This is a genomic window from Sphingobium sp. B11D3D (genome assembly GCF_025961755.1).
Lineage (GTDB): Bacteria > Pseudomonadota > Alphaproteobacteria > Sphingomonadales > Sphingomonadaceae > Sphingobium.
This window is the reverse complement of record NZ_JAOQOG010000001.1, coordinates 3,015,045-3,036,321: the sequence shown is the minus strand read 5'-3', so window position 1 is coordinate 3,036,321 and position 21,277 is coordinate 3,015,045. Positions and strand designations below refer to the sequence as shown.

23 protein-coding genes and 1 riboswitch are annotated in these 21,277 nt (G+C 65.9%); of the genes, 8 read left to right on the top strand and 15 right to left on the bottom strand.

Features of this window, described 5'->3' with window-relative positions; genetic code table 11:
* Positions 1–5 precede the first annotated feature (5 nt).
* From M2334_RS14335 to M2334_RS14320, 4 genes are all read right to left on the bottom strand, one after another.
* On the bottom strand, positions 6–416 hold the full coding sequence (locus M2334_RS14335) for a DUF2065 domain-containing protein (RefSeq protein WP_264605765.1): 411 nt from the start codon (positions 414–416) through the stop codon (positions 6–8).
* A 58-nt stretch (positions 417–474) separates the two neighbouring features.
* Positions 475–585, bottom strand: a riboswitch (TPP riboswitch).
* 4 nt (positions 586–589) lie between these two features.
* Positions 590–1,129, bottom strand: coding sequence for a hypothetical protein (locus M2334_RS14330; protein WP_264576553.1), 540 nt, complete (start codon positions 1,127–1,129; stop codon positions 590–592).
* 33 nt (positions 1,130–1,162) lie between these two features.
* Positions 1,163–1,993: a MipA/OmpV family protein gene (locus tag M2334_RS14325; RefSeq protein WP_264592249.1), complete on the bottom strand. Its 831-nt coding sequence runs from the start codon at positions 1,991–1,993 to the stop codon at positions 1,163–1,165.
* A gap of 199 nt (positions 1,994–2,192) precedes the next feature.
* Positions 2,193–2,600, bottom strand: a complete 408-nt coding sequence (locus tag M2334_RS14320; protein WP_264605764.1) for a hypothetical protein — start codon at positions 2,598–2,600, stop codon at positions 2,193–2,195.
* Positions 2,601–3,041: 441 nt separating this feature from the next.
* Between M2334_RS14320 and tgt the strand changes: the two genes are divergently transcribed.
* From tgt to M2334_RS14305, 3 genes are read left to right on the top strand one after another with little or no spacing between them, the layout of a single operon-like run.
* The gene (gene tgt, locus M2334_RS14315; protein ID WP_264605763.1) at positions 3,042–4,229 is read left to right on the top strand and encodes a tRNA guanosine(34) transglycosylase Tgt; all 1,188 of its coding nucleotides are present in this window, start codon (positions 3,042–3,044) and stop codon (positions 4,227–4,229) included.
* Between the two features lie 8 nt (positions 4,230–4,237).
* Positions 4,238–5,380, top strand: a complete 1,143-nt coding sequence (locus M2334_RS14310; protein ID WP_264605762.1) for a cupin domain-containing protein — start codon at positions 4,238–4,240, stop codon at positions 5,378–5,380.
* Between the two features lie 7 nt (positions 5,381–5,387).
* On the top strand, positions 5,388–5,936 hold the full coding sequence (locus M2334_RS14305; protein ID WP_181558716.1) for a pseudouridine synthase: 549 nt from the start codon (positions 5,388–5,390) through the stop codon (positions 5,934–5,936).
* Here the strand turns inward: M2334_RS14305 and M2334_RS14300 are convergent.
* Positions 5,933–6,721: an ArsR/SmtB family transcription factor gene (locus M2334_RS14300; RefSeq protein ID WP_264605761.1), complete on the bottom strand. Its 789-nt coding sequence runs from the start codon at positions 6,719–6,721 to the stop codon at positions 5,933–5,935. The genes M2334_RS14305 and M2334_RS14300 overlap by 4 nt on opposite strands.
* A gap of 128 nt (positions 6,722–6,849) precedes the next feature.
* Between M2334_RS14300 and M2334_RS14295 the strand changes: the two genes are divergently transcribed.
* Together M2334_RS14295 and bcp are read left to right on the top strand one after the other, a co-directional pair.
* Positions 6,850–9,567, top strand: a complete 2,718-nt coding sequence (locus M2334_RS14295) for a bifunctional [glutamine synthetase] adenylyltransferase/[glutamine synthetase]-adenylyl-L-tyrosine phosphorylase (RefSeq protein WP_264605760.1) — start codon at positions 6,850–6,852, stop codon at positions 9,565–9,567.
* The gene (bcp, locus tag M2334_RS14290) at positions 9,567–10,031 is read left to right on the top strand and encodes a thioredoxin-dependent thiol peroxidase (RefSeq protein ID WP_264606094.1); all 465 of its coding nucleotides are present in this window, start codon (positions 9,567–9,569) and stop codon (positions 10,029–10,031) included. The genes M2334_RS14295 and bcp overlap by 1 nt, the downstream gene beginning before the upstream one ends.
* A gap of 78 nt (positions 10,032–10,109) precedes the next feature.
* Here bcp and M2334_RS14285 read toward each other — a convergent pair whose 3' ends face one another.
* Complete coding sequence (locus M2334_RS14285) at positions 10,110–10,409, bottom strand: GIY-YIG nuclease family protein (RefSeq protein ID WP_264595114.1); 300 nt, start codon at positions 10,407–10,409, stop codon at positions 10,110–10,112.
* Positions 10,410–10,570: 161 nt separating this feature from the next.
* On the opposite strand from M2334_RS14285, the gene M2334_RS14280 reads away from it, so the two are divergent.
* Positions 10,571–12,073, top strand: a complete 1,503-nt coding sequence (locus M2334_RS14280) for a replicative DNA helicase (protein WP_181558720.1) — start codon at positions 10,571–10,573, stop codon at positions 12,071–12,073.
* Positions 12,074–12,236: 163 nt separating this feature from the next.
* Here the strand turns inward: M2334_RS14280 and M2334_RS14275 are convergent, their stop codons facing one another.
* From M2334_RS14275 to cobA, 6 genes are all read right to left on the bottom strand, one after another.
* Positions 12,237–13,421: an NAD(P)/FAD-dependent oxidoreductase gene (locus M2334_RS14275; protein ID WP_264595113.1), complete on the bottom strand. Its 1,185-nt coding sequence runs from the start codon at positions 13,419–13,421 to the stop codon at positions 12,237–12,239.
* Between the two features lie 287 nt (positions 13,422–13,708).
* Positions 13,709–14,488, bottom strand: a complete 780-nt coding sequence (locus M2334_RS14270) for a phosphoadenylyl-sulfate reductase (protein ID WP_264574460.1) — start codon at positions 14,486–14,488, stop codon at positions 13,709–13,711.
* The gene (locus tag M2334_RS14265) at positions 14,481–14,921 is read right to left on the bottom strand and encodes a DUF934 domain-containing protein (protein ID WP_264574461.1); all 441 of its coding nucleotides are present in this window, start codon (positions 14,919–14,921) and stop codon (positions 14,481–14,483) included. Before M2334_RS14265 ends, M2334_RS14270 begins: the two co-directional genes overlap by 8 nt.
* Complete coding sequence (locus M2334_RS14260) at positions 14,914–16,545, bottom strand: nitrite/sulfite reductase (RefSeq protein ID WP_264578182.1); 1,632 nt, start codon at positions 16,543–16,545, stop codon at positions 14,914–14,916. Before M2334_RS14260 ends, M2334_RS14265 begins: the two co-directional genes overlap by 8 nt.
* 99 nt (positions 16,546–16,644) lie before the next feature.
* Positions 16,645–16,944: a DUF2849 domain-containing protein gene (locus M2334_RS14255; RefSeq protein ID WP_264605759.1), complete on the bottom strand. Its 300-nt coding sequence runs from the start codon at positions 16,942–16,944 to the stop codon at positions 16,645–16,647.
* A 4-nt stretch (positions 16,945–16,948) separates the two neighbouring features.
* Positions 16,949–17,749: a uroporphyrinogen-III C-methyltransferase gene (cobA, locus tag M2334_RS14250; protein ID WP_264592748.1), complete on the bottom strand. Its 801-nt coding sequence runs from the start codon at positions 17,747–17,749 to the stop codon at positions 16,949–16,951.
* 239 nt (positions 17,750–17,988) lie between these two features.
* On the opposite strand from cobA, the gene M2334_RS14245 reads away from it, so the two are divergent.
* Both M2334_RS14245 and M2334_RS14240 read left to right on the top strand, forming a co-directional pair.
* Positions 17,989–18,327, top strand: coding sequence for a GIY-YIG nuclease family protein (locus tag M2334_RS14245; protein WP_319801352.1), 339 nt, complete (start codon positions 17,989–17,991; stop codon positions 18,325–18,327).
* Between the two features lie 86 nt (positions 18,328–18,413).
* Positions 18,414–18,821 carry a DUF1489 family protein gene (locus M2334_RS14240; protein WP_264576541.1) on the top strand — a complete coding sequence of 136 codons (408 nt, stop codon included), beginning with the start codon at positions 18,414–18,416 and terminating at the stop codon, positions 18,819–18,821.
* Positions 18,822–18,839: 18 nt separating this feature from the next.
* Here the strand turns inward: M2334_RS14240 and queA are convergent, their stop codons facing one another.
* The 3 genes from queA to coaD all read right to left on the bottom strand — a co-directional run bounded on the left by queA (position 18,840) and on the right by coaD (position 21,276).
* Positions 18,840–19,871 (bottom strand): tRNA preQ1(34) S-adenosylmethionine ribosyltransferase-isomerase QueA, encoded by a 1,032-nt coding sequence (gene queA, locus M2334_RS14235; protein ID WP_264605758.1) that lies wholly within the window; start codon positions 19,869–19,871, stop codon positions 18,840–18,842.
* Positions 19,872–19,963: 92 nt separating this feature from the next.
* Positions 19,964–20,680, bottom strand: coding sequence for a peptidylprolyl isomerase (locus M2334_RS14230; RefSeq protein ID WP_264572047.1), 717 nt, complete (start codon positions 20,678–20,680; stop codon positions 19,964–19,966).
* Positions 20,681–20,757: 77 nt separating this feature from the next.
* The gene (gene coaD, locus M2334_RS14225; RefSeq protein ID WP_264605757.1) at positions 20,758–21,276 is read right to left on the bottom strand and encodes a pantetheine-phosphate adenylyltransferase; all 519 of its coding nucleotides are present in this window, start codon (positions 21,274–21,276) and stop codon (positions 20,758–20,760) included.
* Between the last annotated feature and the right edge of the window lies 1 nt (position 21,277).

Below are 21,277 nucleotides of genomic sequence, written 5' to 3'. Positions count from 1 at the left end.
AGGAATCAGAGGAAACCGGCGCGGCCGGTGAGCCCGGCAACGCCGAGCAGAAGACCAAGGATGATCGCGGCGATCGCCCAGATGCGGGTGGCGGTGGCGGAAGCAACCGCGCGGCCGATGCGCAGCAATGGCCCCGGCACGGCGATCAGCAGCGCGCCCTTGATGAGCGCACCCCAGCCAAACAGCGTGACGAGGGTCGCGAGCGGATCGGTCAGACTGCTGTGGACGAGCACAAGGGCCGCGCCGATGGCGAAGGTCACCACGCCGGCGAGCAGCACCAGCCCCGGCGCGCGGTCGAAATCATCCAGCAGCGCCCGCCAGCGTTGCGGCGCGGAGAGGCCGGCAAGGCCAATGAGAATAAGATAAAGCCCCAGCACCTGCGCCAGTTGCAGGGTGAGCACGCTGCCCGTCATCATCGCCGCCACCCTCCTCTCAAGGGCCGGCCCGCCTGTGGCTCAGGGAATGAGGGTGGCAAGACTGGCCACGCTCCGCTCCCTCCGCCGGTACGAGCCGGTTCAGGTTCAACGGGTCGGATGGCGCTACCCATCCCTCTCAGCCAGTCAGCAGGCTCCCCGGGGAAGGGCTATCCTTACCCTGCTTTGTCGACGGGGCCAAGCTGTAAACCGGGCTCGCCGAAGAGCAGTCGCGTCAGAGACTGCGCGTCCGGGGCCGGTTGGAAGCGGGAAACTGGCAGCAGATGCAAGCCCGGGCGTAGGGCTTTGTTCCCTTTTGCATCTGCCTTGCTGTGCTTGACGATCTTTCCATCCAAGCTAGGCATTTTTTCGCCGGGCATGCCTCCGTAGAAGCCATATCCAGTGATCATCAGCGTTCTGAGATCATGACGCATAAGAACGACGCAACCTGAAGGTTTATCCTCCAGGCGCTTTTGAACAGGAAAATGGCGAGCACGCCCGGCCGCATGGAGCGCCTTGAGCTGAATGTGCCTCACTACCCCGCGCGCTTCGATGATCACGTCATGCCCGGCATTGTCGACCTCGCTATGCGAGACAGCGAGGTCGAATTCGCCTTCCTCCCAAAGCTGACTCCCTATTGCCGCAAGAAAACGGTGTTCGAGAATAGCCTCTCGGGTCGATGAGTGCGTGAAAAGCGCTTGGGTCCAACGTTCCATGGCGCACCGGCGTACCGGCGCGCCGCCATTTCGTCAAAATGTGTAGGCCAGTCCCGCGCCGAACATCCATTGGTTGCGCGATCCGGCGAGGCGCACCACCGGGCTGTCGGCGATGTCGCCGAGCAGGCGGGTATAGGCGACGCCACCGACCAGCGAGAGGCCGCCCGACAGATCACCCGTCAGGGCGATGTTGCCGGCGGCGGCGAGCGTCCAGTCCTTCCAGCCGCTGCCGGCGGTGTAGACGGGCAGGGTGCTTGCGGCGCTCTGTGCGGGGGTGATCGAGAAATAGGTGCCGGCATAATCGCCATCGACATGATTGGCGCTAAAGGACACGACCGCGAGGCTCTTGGTGCTCAGCGGTGTCATGTAGCTGACCGAGGGGGTGATGATCGTGCCGCCATGGGCGCCGGCGACATCCTTGCGCGCGGTGACCGTTGCAGAGAGGCGGTCATAGTTGCTGGTGATAAGGCCCCAGCGGGCAATGCCGGCATAGCCGCCCAGCTCGACCGAGGTGCCGACCTTGCCGAGCGCGCGGATGCGCTCGTCGTCGATCTTGTCGACATTGGTGCGGTTGAGGCCGATGGTGGCGACCGGACCGAGCTGGAAATCCCAGCGCGAGCCGCCATCGTTGATCAGATCGATGCTGGCGCGATTGCCGACATAGAGGAAGTTGAGGCCGCCCAACTTGCCGACCGCACCGGGCACGGGCGTGATGCTGGTGCCGTTGGCGCCCTCATATTCCGGGATCACTGCGGCGCCCAGGCCGATGGTCAGCCGGTCCCCCGCGCGGGCGCGTGCGGCTTCACGCTGCTCGGCAGCTTCGCTTGCCGCCGTTGTGGTCTGGCCGAGGGCGGGTGCCGACAAAGCGGGGGCGACGGCCAGAATGGCGAGAAGACAAGGGGATAGGGAAGGGAAAGGGCGCAAGTTGAAACTCCGACAAGAGGCTGATCCGTGCAACGCCGCAGGAGGCAGAAGGCTCCCGCTGCGCCGATCACGCCCGTCTCACCGTCCACAATCCTGTCAGCCTGCGTCCTTCCGGCATCACGCAGCATGCCGCGCGCGGTCAGTTGAGCCGCATCAGTCCCGCCACGGTGAGGGCCAGCCCGCAGGCCAGCGTCAGCGCCACCCAGATGCGCTGCATGTTTGCCAGATTGCGCAGCCAGAAGTGGAAGTAGAGGTCCGAGAAGGCGAGCACGACCAGCGCCTCGATCATCATGATGCCGCCAATGGCCTTCATGATGCAGGTGAGGATATCCGCCGGAATCCATGGATTGGCGAGATAGACCGCGGCGCCCAGAATCAATTCTACCAGTCCGCACAGCAATTGCAGCGCAGGCGATTGCTCGATCTCCTTGACCATCGTCTGCCACAGGCCAGGCTTGCGCAGCGCGCCGATGGCGGTGGCCAGCGTAAAGGCCCCGAGCAGCATCGCCGCCCAGGCCGTTGCATCAATCATGTCGAACTCTGCCACTGATCTCTCCCGATGATGCCCGCCCCCGGGCAGCATGGGGCAGGCGATTGGTCCGGGGCCTTGTGGGCTCCTCGGCTGGCGCGGACTTTAGCGCGGGTGCGCGGGCGGTCCAGATGGAATTTTGCGGGATTATCTAACGGCGGTGAAGGAAGGTTGCCGGTGGGTTTCATGCCCTCTCCCCTTGAGGGAGAGGGATGCGCAGACTTGGCAGCCTGCTGCCTTAGTCGAAGCTGGGAGAGGGGTGAGCGATCCCCAGGATCGCGCGGATCAGAGATCCGCCACCCCTCATCCAACTCCGCCTAGCCGCCAGAAGGCGGCAAGGCTGCGGATCCTTCTCCCTCAAGGGGAGAAGGGTGAAGGGTGTTCGCTATATCCTCTTGGCTTGACACACGTCGCCCGCCGGGGGGTGTCAATGCGGCCGCGGCGCGCTATGGCGCGGGCATGAGCGACAGCGCCCCGCATACTCCCCCGCCCTTCCGCGTGCCCGCCGATCCGCAGTCGGCGCGGTTCGCCTTCAGCATCGCCGCCACGGACGGCAAGGCCCGCACCGGCGAGATCGTCATGAAGCGCGGCGTGATCCGCACGCCGGCCTTCATGCCGGTCGGCACGGCGGCGACCGTCAAGGCGATGCGTCCGGCGGAAGTGCGCGCGGCGGGCGCGGATATCATCCTGGGCAATACCTATCACCTGATGCTGCGACCCGGTGCGGAGCGGGTGGCGGCGCTGGGCGGGCTGCATGCGCTCTCCGGCTGGGAGCGGCCGATCCTCACCGATAGCGGCGGCTATCAGGTGATGAGCCTGTCTGCGCTCACCAAGGTCACCGAGCAGGGCGTCGCCTTTGCCAGCCATATCGATGGCTCGCGCCATATGCTCAGCCCCGAGCGATCGATGGAAATCCAGCGGCTGCTCGGCAGCGATATCGTGATGTGCTTTGACGAGCTGGTTCCGACCACCACCAGCCGCGATGCGCAGGCGCAGGCCATGGAGCGCTCGATGCGCTGGGCGGCGCGCTCGCGCGCGGGCTTCGATGCGGGCGGAGACCATGCCGCGCGGGCGGCGCTGTTCGGAATCCAGCAGGGCGCGCTCGATGAGGAGCTGCGCAAGCAGTCTGCGCAGGCGCTCGTTGAGATCGGCTTTGATGGCTATGCCGTCGGTGGCCTTGCCGTGGGCGAGGGGCAGGAGGCGATGTTCGCCTGCCTCGACCATTGCGTGGGCCATCTGCCGGCCGAAAAGCCGCGCTATCTGATGGGCGTGGGCAAGCCGGACGATATCGTCGGTGCGGTGGAGCGCGGCATCGATATGTTCGATTGCGTGCTGCCGACCCGCTCCGGGCGGAACGGGCAGGCGTTCACTTGGGCCGGGCCGCTCAACATCCGCAATGCGCGCTTTGCCGAGGATCCGACACCGCTCGATGCGCGCTGCACCTGCCCGGTCTGCGGCAGCGTCAGCCGTGCCTATCTTCATCATCTGGTCAAGGCCGGCGAGATGCTGGGCGCGATGCTGATGACGCAGCACAATCTCCATTTCTATCAGGCGCTGATGGCGGGGCTGAGGGATGCGATCGCCGCCGGGCGGCTCACCGAGTTCGCGAGCCGCTTCCGCGCCGATTATGCGAGCAAGGCGTTTTGAGCGCGGCGATGACGCTCGCCGATTTCGATATCGACCTGTTCTTGCGGGAGTATTGGCAGCGCAAGCCGCTGCTCATCCGCAATCCGTGGGCCGAGTGGGTCAATCCGCTGGAGCCCGATGATCTCGCCGGCCTGGCCTGCGAGGAGGAGGTGGAATCGCGCCTCATTACGCAGGCCGGCACCGACTGGGCCGTCGAGCACGGCCCGCTGCACGAGGCGCGCTTTGGCGAGCTGGGCGATGCGCCATGGACGCTGCTTGTGCAGGCGGTCGACCATTATGTCGCGGAGGTAGCCGCGCTGATGGCACCCTTCCGCTTCATCCCCAACTGGCGGATGGATGATGTGATGGTGAGCTACGCCACCGATGGTGGCGGGGTCGGGCCGCATTTCGACCAATATGACGTGTTCCTCATCCAGGGCGCAGGCAAAAGGCGCTGGCAGATCGGCGGTCTGTGCGACGAGGCGACGCCGTTGCGCCCGCATGACGACCTGCGCCTGCTGGCGGACTTCGTGCCGACGCAGGAATGGGTGCTGGAGCCGGGCGACATCCTCTATCTGCCACCGGGCATCGCGCATGATGGCGTGGCGGTCGGGCCGGACTGCATGACCTATTCCATCGGCTTTCGCGCGCCTTCCCAGCGCGACCTGATCGAGGACTGGAGCGCCCATGTCGCAGAAGGGCTGGCCGAGGATGATCGTTATGCCGACCCCGGCCTGCCGCTACAGACCAATCCTGGCGAGATCACAGCCGAGGCACTGGCGCGGCTGCACGATCTGGCGACGCAGGCACTGGCGGATCGCGCCGGATTCGCGCGCTGGTTCGGGCAAGCGAGCAGCACGCCCAAATATCCGCAGGCAGACTGGCGGCCTGAAGCGCCGGTGTTGGCGGAGGACGTGCAGGATGCGCTGAACGACGGCTTGCCGGTGCGACGCAATCCGGCCAGCCGGTTCGTGTTTGTCCGTGACGGGGCGGATGCCTTGACGCTGTTCGTCGATGGCGAGGCGTTTGCCTGCACGGGGGAGGCGGCGCGCTTCGCCGAGCAGCTCTGCGCAGGGGATGACGTGCCGGTGAAGACCCCGGATGCGGCGGTGCTGGCGCTGATCGCGGCGCTGGCCAGTCAGGGCAGCGTCACCCTCGATCCAGAGGATTAAGCGGACGATGGCGCGGCTCATCCTCTTCAATAAGCCCTATGGCGTGTTGCCGCAGTTCACCGATGCGCGCTCGCCGTCGCCGCGCCCGACGCTCTCGGCCTATATCGATGTGCCGGGCGTTTATCCTGCCGGTCGGCTGGACCGGGACAGCGAGGGGCTGCTGCTGCTCACCGATGACGGCCGCTTGCAGGCGCGCATCTCCGATCCCCGCTACAAGACGCCCAAGACTTATCTCGTGCAGGTGGAAGGGGAGCCGGACGAGCCGGCGCTCGAGCGCTTGCGGCGCGGCGTCATGCTCAATGACGGCATGACCCGCCCCGCGCAGGCCGACCGCATCGCACCGCCGGACCTCTGGGAGCGCGATCCCCCAATTCGCGTGCGCAAGAGCGTGCCCGATTGCTGGCTGCGCCTCACCATCAGCGAAGGCCGCAACCGCCAGGTGCGCCGCATGACCGCAGCGGTCGGCCACCCGACCCTGCGGCTGGTGCGCTGGCAAGTGGGGCAGTGGACGTTGGACGGCCTGGCGCCGGGGGCGTGGCGCGAGGTGGCGGTTTAGGCGCTGTCACCGCCCGCGGGGGCATAAGCCGGGGTGATTTCAAAAGGCGTGCCGGTCTCCACCAGCGTTTTGAGACGCGATAGGGTTTCCGGCCAACCACCCCCGACCTGACGGCTCGTGGCACTATCCCCACCAAAGTCATCGTGGATCAGGGTGATTTTGCAGGCCCCGCCGGGGATATCCTCCATGGTCCAAGTTACCCGTGATGGCTTGTCGGCAGCCACTTCCGCTGACCAGCGGGCGTGAAAGGTCATGACCAGACGCTTGGGCGGCTCGAGCGCGAGAAGCTCGCCGACGATCACTGGGCGGTCGTCCATCATGAAGGAAATCGCACCGCCGACGCGCCATTCCGTCTGTGAGGTCATGTTAAAATGCTGGTAGAGCGGCGTCTTGGCGTCATCGGTCAGAATGTCCCACACCGCCTGGGCTGGCGCGCGCACATAGAGTTCGTAAACATGCCTTGGATCGACCACGGCTGAGGTCCTTTCTGCCTGTGTCTTGAGATCAGCGAGCGCCCCCACAAAGGGTGCCGCGTAGCGGGATATCCAGCGATCCGCGACGAGGCGGATCGGCACGGGATTGAGATAGTGGCGCTTTTCCCGCCCGCTCTTGTGGCTTGTGACGAGCCCGGCCGCAGCAAGCAGCTTTAGTTGCTTCATCACCGCAAAGCGGGAGACGGGAAACCGGGCCTGCAATTCGCTCACGCTCTGTCCGTCGCGCTCAAACAGCAAGTCAAGCAGCGCGCGCCGATCGGGGTGGGAGAGAGCATCGAAGACTGCGTCCATGGGCCAGCTTGATAAGTGACCATATAGTCACATGTCAATCAGTCGGCGGGCAGTTGGATGGGAGCAGGCGTGGCGGCGGGGCCGTGACGGACCTTTCCGCCCAACCCTCCTGTCGCTAAGAGGCGGCAATGGAGAGCCTGACCACCACCCCTATTACCGATGCCCTCGCCCGCGCGCGGTCGCATTCGCCGTTTCTGGCGCGCCAGATCGATGTCTATCCCGAGCTGGTCGCGCTGCTGCTTCAGGGGGATGCGGAGGCCGCATGGGCGGCCGGGCGGGCGCTGGAGCCCGATGCGGCGGTGGATCGGCGTCTGCGGGCGCGGCGCAGCGGGCTGGCGCTGGTGGCAGCGATTGCCGATCTGGCCGGGCTCTGGGATCTGGATATCGTCACCCGGCGGCTCTCCGACTTTGCTGACGAAGCCATCGAAACGGCGCTGAACGCGGCCTTTGCCGAGCGCTACCCGGATGAGCCGCCGCGCGGCATCGCGGTGATCGCGCTGGGCAAGCATGGCAGCCGGGAGCTCAATTACAGCTCGGACATCGACCCGATCCTGATCTTCGATCCACAGACGATCCCGACGCGCGGCAAGGAAGAGCCGCAGGAAGCAGCGCTGCGGCTGGCGCGGCGGATGGTGGCGCTGCTCACCGAGCGGACCGGGGACGGGTACGTCTTCCGGGTCGACCTGCGGCTGCGCCCATCGCCCGAGGTTTCGCCGATCATCCTGCCGGTCGAAGCGGCGATCAGCTATTATGAGAGCGCGGCAGTCGGCTGGGAGCAGGCGGCGTTCGTGCGCGCCCGCGCGGCGGCTGGCGACATCACGCTGGGCGAGGAGTTCCTCAGCACGATCCGGCCGTTCGTCTGGCGGCGCAGTCTCGATTTCGGCGCGATCCGGGCGATCAGCGATGTCTCGCGCCGCATCCGCGCGCATTATGCCAGTGGCCAGCGCTTTGGCCCCGGCTTCGACTTGAAGCGCGGGCGCGGCGGCATTCGCGAAGTGGAGTTCTTCGCGCAGGCGCACCAGCTCATTCAGGGCGGGCGCAACCCTGCGCTGCGGGCGCCGGCGACGCGCGCGGCGCTGCGCGTGCTGGGCGAGGCGGGGTTGATCCAGCCTGACGAGCGCGCGCGGCTCGATGCGGCCTATGTGATGCTCCGCACGATCGAGCATCGCCTGCAGATGGTCGATGACCGGCAGACGCACATGCTCCCGGAAAGCCCGGCCGCGCTGGACAATGTCGCGCAGCTGGCCGGCTATGCCGACGGCGCGGCACTGCTTGCGGCGTTGCGGCCGCATGTCGAAGCGACCGGCCTCACCTTCGATGGTCTGGTCGGCGAGGATGAGGAGGGCGATGATCGCCTGCCCGATGAGCCGCGCGCGCTGGCGCAGCGGCTGGAAGACATCGGCATCGAGGAGACCGAGCCCTTCGTCGCGCGCATCACCCGCTGGCGGGACGGCAGCCTGCGCCCGCTGCGCAGCGCCCCGGCGCGCGAGGCACTGGAGGAGCTGCTGCCCGGCCTGATGCGCCAGATCGCCCGTGCGCCCGCGCCGCTTACCGCGCTCAACAAGCTAGATCAGGTGATCGAAGGCCTGCCGACGGCGGTCAATCTGCTGCGCCTGCTGGTGGCCCGCCCGGCGCTGGCCGAGACGCTGGTGACGATCCTCTCGCACGCGCCCACGCTCGCCGATGCGCTGGGGCGCCGCGCGGCGCTGTTCGACGGGCTGATCGACCAGAGCGCGCTCGATCTGCCGCCCGATGTGCCGACGCTCATCGAGACGATGCGCACGCATGATGCTGGCGATGACTTCCAGCACCGGCTCGATCATGTCCGCCATGTGGTGGGCGAGCGGCGTTTTGCGCTGGGCGTGCAGATCGTTAGTCGCGAGGTCGATCCGCTTGAGGTCGGGCGAGGCTATGCGCGGGTGGCGGAGGCGGCGGTGGATGTGCTCGCCGCAGCTGCCGTGGCGGAGTTCGAGCAGACCCATGGCCGGGTGCCGGGTAGCGAGCTGGCCATCCTGGCGCTCGGGCGTTTCGGTGGCGGATTGCTCACCCACGCCTCCGACCTCGATCTGATCTTCCTGTTCAGCGGCGATTTCAACGCGGAATCGGACGGGCGCCGGCCCTTGGGCGCGACGCTCTATTATAACCGCCTCTCCCAGCGGGTGATCAACGCGCTCTCCGTGCCGACGGCCGCCGGAGCGCTTTATGAAGTCGATACGCGGTTGCGCCCCTCGGGCAACCAGGGGCCGCTCGCGGTCAGCTTCGAAAGCTTTGCGCGCTATCAGGCGGAGGCGGCGTGGGCCTGGGAGCATCTGGCGCTCACCCGTGCCCGTCCGGTGTTCGGATCGCCCAGCGCCCGCGCCGCGCTGGACGAGATCGTCCGGCAGACGCTGATGGTCGAACGCGACCTCGCGCAACTGCTCGCGCAGGCGGTGAAGATGCGGCGCGACATCGCCACCCACAAGCCGCCAGCCGGGCCACTCGACGTGAAGCTGATGCCGGGCGGCCTCGTCGATCTGGAATTCCTCATCCATGTGACGCAGCTCACCCATCGCACTGGCTTCTCGCCCAGTCTCAACATCGCGCTGGAGAAACTGGTCGCCGCCGGGCTCCTTGATGACGCGCTGCGTGAGGCCGCGGACCTGCTGACTCGCTATCTGGTCGTCGCTCGCCTCGTCGCGCCGCAATCGAGCGAACCGGTGGAGGAAAGCCGCTGGCTGGTCGCACGGGCCTGCGGGGCCCGCGACTGGGGCGAGCTGCTTGCCCGAATCGATGCCGCGCGGCAGATCATCGCCACGAGCTGGAACGCGCTGGCCGGCCAGGCGGCGCCATCGGAAGGAACGACATGATGCTGAGCCAAGGCGATACCCTGCCCGACGTCACTCTCACCGGTGCGGACGAGGCGCCGATCCGGCTCGCGGATTTTCGTGGCAAGCCGCTGGTCGTCTATTTCTACCCCAAGGCCGATACGCCGGGTTGCACCACCGAAGCGATCGACTTCACCGGGCTGATCGGTGATTTCGGCGCGCTGGGCGTGCCGGTGATCGCGGTCTCCAAGGAGGCGCCGGCCAAGCTCAAGCGCTTCGCCGACAAGCACAGCCTCGCCGTCACGCTGGCGTCCGATGGCGATGGCAGCGTGTGCGAGGCCTTCGGCACCTGGGTCGAGAAGAGCCTTTATGGCCGCAAATATATGGGCATCGAGCGCGCGACCTTCCTGGCGGATGTGGACGGAAAGATCGTGCGCGTGTGGCCCAAGGTGAAGGTGAAGGGTCACGCCGCCGAGGTTCTGGAGGCGGTGAAGGGGCTGGGATGAGGGTTTGTGCCACGGATTGCGCGGCAGATCGACCTCTCTTCTCGCGTCACCCCGGGCTTGACCCGGGGTCCCGCTTCTTCAGACAAGCAGATCGAACCTGTCATTCCAGTCGGGATTATCCCGTTCGATCAGCGCGAACTTCCATTCGCGTCGCCAGCGCTTGAGCCGTTTCTCGTGAGCGATGCATTGGGCAATGTCCTCGCCCGGCTCCGCCCACACCAGTCGGGCTAATCCATAGCGGGCGCAGAAGTCCGATCCTGTTCCGCTGCGATGCTGAAGAACGCGCGCGCCGAGATGAGCGGTCACGCCGACATACATCGTGCCGCGATAGCGATCTGCCATGATGTAGACCCAGCCACCCTGTCGCTCCCGATCCATGGACTTATGTGCTGAGAAGCGAGACCCCGGGTCAAGCCCGGGGTGACGGAGTTGAGGTGGCGCTTCCAAAATCCATCCCCAGTCTTATCCACAGTCCTCCACAGTTGGACGCACCCTCGGCTCTTGCGCCGCACCTCGGAAGAGAGGACAATGCCTCCCCCATGTCAGAAAACACGATCCGTCTTGCTCCGGTGCCCGATGTGCCCGGCTCTGAAGCCCGTATGCCGCGCAATGTGGAGGCGGAGGCTGCGCTGATCGGCGCGTTGATGATCGACAACCGGATCGTCGAGGACGTGCAGATGGAGTTGCGCGCCGAGCATTTCTTCGAGCCGCTGCACGGGCGCATCTATGAGGCGATCCTCAAGCTGGTCGATCGCAACATGGTCGCCAATCCGGTGACCTTGAAGCCACTGCTGGAGAGCGACCCGGCGCTCAAGGAACTGGGCGGCCCGGCCTATCTCGCGCAGCTCACCGGCAGCGGCGCGGCGGTGATCGGCGCGCGCGATTTTGCGCGGCAGGTCTATGATCTGGCGCTGCTGCGCGAGCTGGTCGGCGTCGGACGGGAGCTGGTCGACAAGGCGCTCGATACCTCCGATGCCATCGACCCTAAGGGGCAGATCGAGCAGGCGGAACTGGCGCTCTATGCCGTGGCCGAGCAGGGCGGCGATACCGGCAGCATGAAGACCTTCGCGCAGGCGACGCGGCTTGCAGTCGGCATGGCGGAGAAGGCGCTCAATTCCGGCGGCCATGTCTCGGGCATCACCTCGGGCCTGGATGGCCTGAACAACCGCACCGGTGGCCTTCATCCGTCGGACCTCATCATCGTTGCCGGGCGCCCGGGCATGGGCAAGAGCTCGCTGGCGACCAACATCGCCTATAATGCCGCCAGCCGGTGGATGCGCGACATGGCCGACGGCATCCCGCCGGAAAAGTCGATCGGCGCGCCGGTTGCGATCTTCAACCTGGAAATGTCCGCCGACCAGCTGGCGACGCGTATTCTCGCCGAGCAGTCGGGCATCAGCGGCGAGAAGCTGCGCATGGGGCGGATCAACCATAGCGAGTTCCAGAACCTCGTCCGCGCCTCGCGCGAGTTGCAGGATCTACCGCTGTTCATCGACGATACCGCTGGCCTCACCATCGCGGCGATGCGCACCCGTGCCCGCCGCCTCAAGCGCCGGCACAATATCGGCATGATCGTGGTCGACTATCTCCAGCTGCTGCAAGGCTCGGGCAAGACCGGCGACAGCCGCGTCAACGAGATTTCCGAGATCAGCCGTGGCTTGAAGACCCTCGCCAAGGAGCTGATGGTGCCGGTGATCGCGCTCTCCCAGCTCAGCCGCGCGGTGGAAAGCCGCGAGGATAAGCGCCCGCAACTCTCGGACCTGCGCGAATCCGGCTCGATCGAGCAGGACGCCGACATGGTGTGGTTCCTCTACCGCGAGGACTATTATGAGATGAGCAAGGAGCCCAAGATCGAGGACGAGGGCGCTTATGCCGCCTGGCGCGAGAAGATGGACCGGATCACCGGCCATTCCGAGCTGATCGTGGCCAAGCAGCGCCACGGCGCCACGGGCAAGGTGCGGCTCTACTTCGATTCCAAGATCACGCGGTTCACCGATCTGGCGGACGATAGCTATGCCGGGGCGGATGATGGTTATGAGTGAAGGATTGAAGGAGGGCGCCTGAGCTCTTCCCGGCGGCTAGGGGCGGTTGTGGCAGATGTTGTGTTCCTGCGAAGGCAGGAACCCAGGGCACAATCGACCGGCTTCTCCGCCCTGGGCTCCTGCCTCCGCAGGAGCACGTGGGTGCGATGATGGTGCGGCGGACTTAAACCGCCTGTCCCGCCGCATGGGCGCTGGCCCACGCCCACTGGAAATTATAGCCGCCCAGCCAGCCGGTCACATCCACCGCCTCACCAATCACGTGCAAACCTGGAACCGCCTTGGCCTCCATCGTCTGCGAGGAGAGGCCGGCGGTATCGACGCCGCCCGCTGTCACCTCCGCCTTGGCATAGCCTTCGCTGCCATTGGGCATGAACGTCCAGTCCGCCAGACGCGCTTGTGCGGCGGCAAGGGCGCGGTCGGGCAGGTTGCCGAGCTCCGCCTCCAGCGCAAGATCGGCCGCCAGCCGGTCCGCGAGGCGCTCCGCCAGCGCGGCGCGGAGCAGGCGGCGCAGGGTCATGCGCGGGGCCTCGCGCTTGGCGGCAAGCAGCCAGTCGCGCGGATGATCGGGCAGAAAATCGATGCCAACGCCCTCGCCATGGCGCCAGTAGGAGGAGATTTGCAGAATCGCCGGACCGGAGAGGCCGCGATGTGTGAACAGCGCCGCCTCGCGAAAGCGCGTCTTGCCGGTGCGGGCGACGACATCGGCCGAGACGCCGGACAGCTCGCGAAACAGCGCATCGTCACCGCTGAGGGTCAGCGGCACCAGCGCCGGGCGCGGCTGCACGATCTTGAGGCCGAACTGGCGGGCAAGATCATAGGCAAAGCCGGTCGCGCCCATCTTGGGAATGGACGGCCCGCCGGTGGCGATGACCAGCGCCGGCGCGGTCGCGATGCCGCGCGGCGTGTCGACGTGGTACTGGCCATCCGCATGGGTGACCTCCCGGATCGGGCAGGCGCAGGCGATGTCGACAGCGCCCTTCGCGCACTCCTCCAGGAGCATGGCGACGATCTGCCGCGCGCTACCGTCGCAGAAGAGTTGCCCCAACGTCTTCTCGTGCCAGGCGATGCCGTAGCGCTCGACCAGCGCGAGGAAATCCTGCGCGGTGTAGCGGCTGAGCGCGGATTTGGCGAAATGGCGATTGCTGGAGAGGTAGCGATCCGGCGCGGTGTGGAGGTTGGTGAAATTGCACCGTCCGCCGCCGGAAATGAGGATTTTCTTGCCCGGCTCGTCGGCATGATCGAGCAGCAGCACCTTGCGCCCCCGCTGCCCGGCCACCGCCGCACACATCAACCCCGCCGCGCCGGCGCCGAGGATAATGGCGTCATAGGGGGTGGGGGAGGTGGGCATGGGGGCTTTCGAACCTAAGGATGAGGCGCAATGCCTACGCCGTGACGACCAGGTTTGGGCAAGTTACTCTCTCCCCTTGAGGGGAGAGATACGCAGGCTTGCCGATTTATCGGCTAGCCGGAGTAGAGAGGGGCGAGTTGCTGCGCCGAGTTTCCCCTCTCCCAACCCTCTCCCCTTAAGGGGAGAGGGCTATTCAGTTAGCTGGACCCCGGGTCAAGCCCGGGGTGACGATAGATCAAGCGGCAATCTCGAACAGGCCCCGAGACCCTCGGCGCCGAGCTTCCCCTTCAAAACGCCGGCTGGTTGGCCGGGTCTTCCGGGTCCGCCAGCGGCGTCGAGCTGGTGTGGATGCCGCATTCCACCTTGTCCCAGCCGCGCCAGCGACCGGCACGCGGGTCTTCGCCCGGCATCACCTTGCTGGTGCAGGGTTCGCAGCCGATCGAGAGATAGCCCTGTGCTTCCAGCGGATGGCGGGGCAGGTCGTGCGCGGTGAAATAGGCTTCCAGCGCCGCCTTGTCCCAATCACCCAGCGGATTGATCTTCAGGCGCCCGTCCTCGATCTCGAAGCGCGGCAGGTTCTGGCGCGTCACGGACTGGAAGGCCTTGCGCCCGCTAATCCACGCATCGAGGCCTTGCTTGGCGCGCGCCAGCGGCTCGACCTTGCGGATTTCGCAGCAGCCATCGGGGTCGTAGGACCAGCGCAGGCCCTTGTCGTCCTTCGCCGCCAGCACGTCGGCCTTCGGCTCGACCACGCGGCTATCGGTGAAGCCGAGCGTGCGGATCAGCGTATCGCGATAGTCCAGCGTCTCGGGGAACATCTTGAGCGTATCGACGAAAATCACCGGCACGCTCTTGTCCGCCTGCGCGATGAGGTGAAGCAGCACCGCGCTTTCCGTGCCGAAGGAGGAGACGACGGCGACCGTGCCCAGCGCATCCTCGGCGAACAGCGTCTTGAGCATCGTGCCCGCATCCACGCCCGCAAAGCGCGCGTTGAGCGCGTCCGCATCCGCCTGCGTCCAGCGCGGGGCGGCGTCGATCCGGTCGATCTGGCGAGCGGCTTCAGCCATTGCTTGCTCCGTGGCGCTGCGCCCAGATCGGCGCGCGCGGATCGACGGTCTTCTGATAGACGCCGGGGAAGCGGTTGAGCGCTGCTTCGATCAGCGCAGGGTCGAGCGGCTTGTCCGGCCGGAAGCTGTCAAACCCACAGCGAACCATATGGCTGATCTGATCGACCGCGACATCACCCACCGCGCGCAACTCGCCGGCATAGCCAGCCTCACGCAGGATGCGCGCCGCCGAATAGCCGCGTCCGTCACCGAACACGGGGAAGTTCACTTCCACCAGCGCCACGCGGTCCAGATGCGGCAGCAACTCGCGGGCGTCCTCGCCCGGCTCGATGCGCACGGCGGCCGAATTGCTCTGGCCGGAAAAGGCCTCCAGCGTCACGGCGGGCAATTCGGCTGCCTCGCCGCCTTCACGCAGGGACAGATATTCAAGCATAAAGTGCCTCCTTGAACGGGGCCATGCCGATCCGGCGGAAGGTGTCGACGAAGCGCTCGCCCTCCTGCCGGTTGGCGAGATAGACGTTGGTGGCCTTCTCGACCGCATCGACAATGCCGTTCTCGTCGAAACCAGGACCAGTGATCTGGCCGAGGCTGACATCGTCCGCGCCGGAACCGCCGAGCAGGAGCTGGTAATTCTCCACACCCTTCCGGTCGACGCCGAGAATGCCGATATTGCCGGCATGATGGTGGCCGCAGGCATTGATGCAGCCGCTGATCTTCAGCTTCAGTTCGCCCAGCTCCTTCTGCCGATCGAGATCGGAGAAGCGCTGCGCGATCTTCTGCGCGACCGGGATCGAGCGCGCATTGGCAAGGCTGCAATAATCTAGGCCCGGGCAGGCGATGATGTCGCTGATGAGATCGAGATTGGCGGTGCCGAGATCGGCTTCTTCCAGCGCCTTCCACAGCGCGTAGAGATCCGCCTTCTTCACATGCGCCAGCACGATGTTCTGGGCGTGGGTAACGCGCAGCTCATCGAAGCTATACTTTTCGGCCAGGTCGGCCATCAGGTCGATCTGCGCGGAGGAGGCATCGCCCGGAATGCCGCCAATGGGCTTCAGGCTGATGTTGACGATGGCATAGCCCGGCACCTTGTGCGGCTTCACCTGCGTGCTCACCCAAGCCGCGAAATCGCGGTCGGAGAGGTCGATCTCGTCCGAAAGACCGGTCTCATAGGCGGGCGGCGCAAAGTGATCGGCAATGCGAGCCAGTTCGGCCAGCGGCGGATCGAGCCCGAGCGTCTTCATATGCGCGAACTCTTCCTCGACCTGGCGGGTATATTCCTCCCGGCCCATCTCGTGGACGAGGATCTTGATCCGCGCCTTGTACTTATTGTCGCGCCGGCCGTGGCGATTGTAGACCCGCAGGCACGCCTCCAGATAGGAGACGATTTCGGCGAAGGGCACGAAATCGCGGATTTCCGGCGCCACCATCGGCGTGCGGCCCATGCCGCCGCCGACGAACACGCGGGCGCCGATTTCACCGTCTTTCTTCACCAGCTCGATGCCGATATCGTGCAGGCGCATGGCCGCGCGATCCTCTGCGCTCGCGATCACCGCGATCTTGAACTTGCGCGGCAGATAGGTGAACTCCGGGTGGAAGCTCGACCACTGGCGCAGCAGTTCCGCGAGCGGGCGCGGATCGGCGACCTCGTCGGCGGAGACGCCGGCATATTGGTCGGACGAGATATTGCGGATGCAGTTGCCGCTGGTCTGGATGGCGTGCATCTCCACCGAAGCCAGATCGGCGAGAATGTCCGGCGCGTCCGCGAGCTTGATCCAGTTATACTGGATGTTCTGGCGGGTGGTGAAATGGCCGTAATCGCGGTCATATTTGCGCGCGATGTGGGCGAGCATGTGCATCTGCTTGCCCGACAGCGTGCCATAGGGAATGGCGACGCGCAGCATATAGGCGTGCAACTGGAGATACAGGCCGTTCATCAGGCGGAGCGGGCGGAACTGCGCCTCGCTCAGCTGCCCGTCGAGGCGACGCTGGGTCTGGTCGCGGAATTCGGCAACGCGGGCATCCACCATCGCCTGATCGTAAGTGTCGTACTGATACATGGTCTTACTTTCCGTTCGCTTCGAGCGAAGTCGAGAAGCGTTGGGTGCGGCGTGTCTCGACTTCGCTCGACACGAACGGCAGGGTGGTTTGGCGCGCCATCAGATCACCCAGTTGCCGGCATTGGGGTCGGCGGGTTTGAGGCTCAGGTCGAGGCGCACGGTCGGGCCGAGCGCGCGGATACGCTCCTTGATGTGGGCGGGGCGGATACTGCCTTCTCCGTCCTGCTCGCCGTCGATCACATAGGCTTCGTTCACGCGACGCGCGGCGGCTTCGGCCTGGGCGATTTCCGCGCCCTTCTCGCCGACGTCCACGGCGTCGTTCACATGGATGGACCAGCCTTGGCCAGTCCACCAGATGACGTCGCCGGTGGCGAGATCATTGCCGGTCAGGATATTCATGTCGTCAGTGGCTCCCCGCACCTGTGCTGTGCTGAATGTGAAATGATCCAAGCGGCAGGCAATCGAGCGCATCGGCATGCCGCACGACCTCGCCCACCACGATCAGCGCCGGACTCTCGACCGCCTCGCGCGCCACAAGATCGCCGAGATCGGCGAGCAGGCTGCGCAGCACGCGCTGATCGGGGCGCGTCGCTTTCTCAATGACCGCGACCGGCGTCGAGGGCGAGAGCCCGTCGCGCATCAGCTTCTCGGCAATATCCTGGCTGGTCGCGAGGCCCATATAGATGACGAGCGTGCGTCCGGGCCCGGCAAGGCCAACCCAATTCTGCTCGGAAAGACCCTTGCACTGCCCCGCGACGAAGCTGACGATGCTGGCATCCTCGCGATGCGTGAGTGGCAGGCCGGCACTGGCGCCGCCGCCGACCGCCGCGCTGATGCCGGGCACGACCTCGCAGCGCACACCAGCCTCGCGGCAGGCCTCCAGCTCTTCGCCGCCACGGCCGAAAATGAAGGGATCGCCGCCCTTGAGGCGCACGACATCACGGCCCGAAAGCGCCTCGCCGACGAGCAGCGAATTGATCGCCTCCTGCTTCATCGAATGGCGCGAGCGTTGCTTGGCGACTGAGATCAGCTCCGCCTCCGGCGAAGCCAGAGCGAGGATGGCGGCATCGACCAGACCGTCATGCACGATCAGGCTCGCCCGGCCGATCAAACGGGCAGCACGCACCGTCAGCAGATCAGGATCGCCCGGACCTGCGCCAACGAGATAGACCGTGCCGGCCGTAAAGGACTCAGAGTGCGCCATGGGTGGTAGATGCGTTCGAGGACCCAAGCCCGCAACCGACGCTTGCTTTAGCAGGCCGAAGCGAAACTATTGTGGGGGCTTTGGGTGGCTTGGGCGAGGTGGTGGATGCTTCGTTATGACGGAGGGATGGAAATGAATGTGGGGAGGTCTGCTGTCTGCGAGTGGGTGGCGACTGGCTGTCGGGACGGGGCACTCACCTGTCATTCCCGCGAACGCGGGAATCCAGTAGCGAGCTCGCCATGAAGCGGAGCATCGAACCTTATGCCTATCTGCTGGCGTCGCGCCGCAATGGGACGCTCTATCTGGGCGTGACATCCGATTTGATGCAGCGCGTGGCTCAGCACCGTACTGAAACCTTCGGCGGCTTTTCGGCGGAACATGGAGTCAAGCTGTTGGTCTGGTTCGAGCAGCACGCGACGATGGAACATGCGATCCTACGCGAGAAGCAGATCAAGAAGTGGCGCAGAGCCTGGAAACTTGATCTGATCGAGCAAGCCAAATCCCGATTGGCCGGACTTTGCAGTCAGCCTCGGTTTTGCGCCGCTCGATTGACTGGATTCCCGCGTTCGCGGGAATGACGAAGATATCGCGTGAGCCGGCCGCATCCTCCAAATCGACCAACCGCCGCCATTGCCAATTCGCCCCCAAGCCCTAGATCGGCATCATGCCCCTTCATATGACCAAGATCGCCTTTCAGTCGGAGAGCGCCGCCACTTTGCGGGACTGGCTGGAGAGCCATGCACAGGCCGGAGAGGGTGGCGAGGCGCGGTTGACGACGCGCTATCTGCCCAAGCGGCATGAAGAGATGGCGGGCGGATCGCTCTATTGGGTACTGGCGCATCAGATCGTCGGGCGCAGTCCGCTGCTCGGGTTCGAGGCGCGGTCGGACGGGCGGCAATGGATACGCCTTGCGCCGCGACTCATTCCGGTGGTGCCGCGACCCAAGCGCGCCCATCAGGGTTGGCGCTATCTGGCTGACGAGGATGCGCCGCCGGACATGGGGGATGGCGAGGGCGGTGATATGCTGCCCGATCAGCTGGCGGCCGATCTCGGCCGGCTCGGGCTGATCTAGGCGCGGCGCTGCGCGCCCTCAGGGGAGCAGCAGACTCGCATCGCCATAGCTGTAGAAGCGATAACCCTGCGCGATGGCGTGGGCATAGGCCGCCTGCATCCGCTCGCGCCCCATCAGGGCGCTGACCAGCATGAACAGGGTCGAGCGGGGCAGGTGGAAATTGGTCATCAGCCCGTCAATGGCGCGGAAGCGATAGCCCGGGGTGATGAAAATGCGCGTTTCATCCGCGAACGGCCGAATGATGCCATTTTCCCCCGTGGCGCTTTCGAGAAGGCGCAGGCTGGTCGTGCCCACCGCGATCAGGCGCCCGCCTTTGGCGCGGACTGCATTCAGCCGATCCGCCGTCGCCTGGTCGATCCGCCCCCATTCGGCATGCATGCGGTGTTCGTCGGTATCCTCGGCCTTGACCGGCAGGAAGGTGCCGGCACCGACATGCAAAGTAAGCGTCGCCTGGCCAATGCCCGCGTCGGCGAGCGCTGCGACGAGGCCGGGCGTGAAGTGCAGGGCTGCTGTGGGCGCCGCGACGGCACCCGGCTCCTGCGCAAACATCGTCTGATAGTCCTCGCGGTCCCGCTGGTCGGTGGGCCGCTTGCTGGCGATATAGGGGGGCAGGGGCATCTGGCCGGCGCGTTCGAGCAGAAGTTCCACCGGTTCGTCGCCGAGGAAGCTGAGCGTCATGCCGCCATCCGCGTCCCGCTCGCCGGCCTGCGCGTGCACGCCTTGCGCGAAGGCGATGATGTCGCCGGGCCGCACTCGCTTGGCGTTGCGGACGAAGACCTGCCAGTCGCGCGGTCCCAGGCGCTTGTGCAACGTCACCCCGACCTTTGCCTCGCCGCGTTGCCCCTCCAGCTGGGCGGGGATGACGCGCGTATCGTTGAAGACAAGGCAGTCGCCGGCACGGAGCACGGTCGGCAGATCGCGCACGCCCATGTCGCGCAGGCCCCCGTCCTGGCCTTGGAGCACCAGCATCCGCGCGGCATCGCGTGGCGAGGCCGGACGCAGGGCAATCCGCTCGGGCGGCAGGTCGAAATCGAAAAGGTCAACGCGCATGGCTGGCGCCCTTAGCGTCTGCGGCGGGCGTTGAACAGGTGCCGGTCAGCGAGGTCCTGCTGGCCGGTAATCCCTCGCGCGTGTCGGCGCGCTCAGCCTGCGGTGTTGCTGCCGGCCGGTGCAGCGGCCTGCTGATCGCTCTGGATATAGGCGCGCACGATGGTCGTCGGCTGGGCCGGCGGCTCGCCCTTGGCGATCTGGTCGACACCGGCCATGCCATCGATCACCCGGCCCACCACCGTATATTTGTGGTCGAGCTGCATGCGTGGCATCAGCATGATGAAGAACTGGCTGTTGGCGCTGTCATCGCTCTGCGCGCGCGCCATGGAGACGGTGCCCCGCATGTGCGGCAGCCAGCTGAACTCCTGCTTGAGATCCGGCAGCGGCGAGCCGCCGGTGCCATCACCCTTCGGGTCGCCGCCCTGCGCCATGAAGCCATCGATCACGCGGTGGAACTTGAGGCCGTTGTAGAAGCCTTCCCGCGTCAGCGTCTTGATCCGCTCGACATGGCCGGGGGCCACATCCGGGCGGAGCAGGATGCGCACGGTGGCGCCATCCGAGAGCGTCAGCACCCAGGTGTTTTCGGGCGTGACCGGCGTCATCGCGACAAGCGGCTTGTCCGTGGACTTCTCCGCGTCCTCGCGCAGGGCGTCGGCATCCTTCTGCGCGCGGGCCGCCATTTCGGCCTTCGCCAGGGCATCCTGCGCACCGCCGCCCGGCTGGGCCTGCGCGGAATTGGCGCTGGCCAGCATGAGGCCGCAGGCGGCGGCAAGCGCAATGCCGGAGCCAAACAGTCGGGTAACACGCATGTCGTCCATCCTCATTCCACGGCCGAACCGGGCCCGGCCGCCAACTAGCGTCGCATGGCTGAACCAATGATGACCCGTCAAGTCTCGTCTGCCCTGCCGACGTCGACGCTCATGCCGAGCCGGGCCATCACATCGGTGCGAACACCGGGCGAAACGAACTTGCCGATGTCGCCGCCCAGCCCTGCAATTTCCTTCACGAGGCGCGAGGCGATCGGCTGCAGCGCGACGTCGGCCATCAGGAACACCGTCTCGATGCTGGCATCGAGATACTGGTTCATGCCCGCCATCTGATACTCATATTCAAAGTCCGCCACCGCGCGCAGGCCGCGCAGGATCAGCGAGGCGCCCACCGAGCGGGCATAATCGATCAGCAGCGAATCGAAGGGCCGCACGTCGATGTCGGCATCGATTTCCGCACATTCCCGCCGGATCATCGCCAGCCGCTCGTCCAGCGTGAACAAAGGCGACTTGCTGGGATTGGTCGTCACGCCGATCACCAGCCGGTCGACCAGCTTCGATCCGCGCCGGATGATGTCCATATGGCCGAGCGTGATAGGGTCGAAGGTTCCCGGATAAAGGCCGATGCGGTGAACCATG

Coding starts and splice junctions, on each gene's coding strand:
- queA (WP_264605758.1), bottom strand. CDS start 19,871: ATGCGCGTTGACCTTTTCGATTTCGACCTGCCGCCCGAGCGGATTGCC.
- M2334_RS14300 (WP_264605761.1), bottom strand. CDS start 6,721: ATGGACGCAGTCTTCGATGCTCTCTCCCACCCCGATCGGCGCGCGCTG.
- M2334_RS14275 (WP_264595113.1), bottom strand. CDS start 13,421: ATGCCCACCTCCCCCACCCCCTATGACGCCATTATCCTCGGCGCCGGC.
- M2334_RS14230 (WP_264572047.1), bottom strand. CDS start 20,680: ATGCGTGTTACCCGACTGTTTGGCTCCGGCATTGCGCTTGCCGCCGCC.
- M2334_RS14330 (WP_264576553.1), bottom strand. CDS start 1,129: ATGGAACGTTGGACCCAAGCGCTTTTCACGCACTCATCGACCCGAGAG.
- M2334_RS14270 (WP_264574460.1), bottom strand. CDS start 14,488: ATGGCTGAAGCCGCTCGCCAGATCGACCGGATCGACGCCGCCCCGCGC.
- tgt (WP_264605763.1), top strand. CDS start 3,042: ATGAGCGACAGCGCCCCGCATACTCCCCCGCCCTTCCGCGTGCCCGCC.
- M2334_RS14260 (WP_264578182.1), bottom strand. CDS start 16,545: ATGTATCAGTACGACACTTACGATCAGGCGATGGTGGATGCCCGCGTT.
- M2334_RS14285 (WP_264595114.1), bottom strand. CDS start 10,409: ATGGATCGGGAGCGACAGGGTGGCTGGGTCTACATCATGGCAGATCGC.
- M2334_RS14310 (WP_264605762.1), top strand. CDS start 4,238: ATGACGCTCGCCGATTTCGATATCGACCTGTTCTTGCGGGAGTATTGG.
- M2334_RS14295 (WP_264605760.1), top strand. CDS start 6,850: ATGGAGAGCCTGACCACCACCCCTATTACCGATGCCCTCGCCCGCGCG.
- M2334_RS14245 (WP_319801352.1), top strand. CDS start 17,989: ATGAAGCGGAGCATCGAACCTTATGCCTATCTGCTGGCGTCGCGCCGC.
- M2334_RS14335 (WP_264605765.1), bottom strand. CDS start 416: ATGATGACGGGCAGCGTGCTCACCCTGCAACTGGCGCAGGTGCTGGGG.
- coaD (WP_264605757.1), bottom strand. CDS start 21,276: ATGGTTCACCGCATCGGCCTTTATCCGGGAACCTTCGACCCTATCACG.
- M2334_RS14280 (WP_181558720.1), top strand. CDS start 10,571: ATGTCAGAAAACACGATCCGTCTTGCTCCGGTGCCCGATGTGCCCGGC.
- M2334_RS14305 (WP_181558716.1), top strand. CDS start 5,388: ATGGCGCGGCTCATCCTCTTCAATAAGCCCTATGGCGTGTTGCCGCAG.
- M2334_RS14255 (WP_264605759.1), bottom strand. CDS start 16,944: ATGAATATCCTGACCGGCAATGATCTCGCCACCGGCGACGTCATCTGG.
- M2334_RS14240 (WP_264576541.1), top strand. CDS start 18,414: ATGCCCCTTCATATGACCAAGATCGCCTTTCAGTCGGAGAGCGCCGCC.
- M2334_RS14265 (WP_264574461.1), bottom strand. CDS start 14,921: ATGCTTGAATATCTGTCCCTGCGTGAAGGCGGCGAGGCAGCCGAATTG.
- cobA (WP_264592748.1), bottom strand. CDS start 17,749: ATGGCGCACTCTGAGTCCTTTACGGCCGGCACGGTCTATCTCGTTGGC.
- bcp (WP_264606094.1), top strand. CDS start 9,567: ATGCTGAGCCAAGGCGATACCCTGCCCGACGTCACTCTCACCGGTGCG.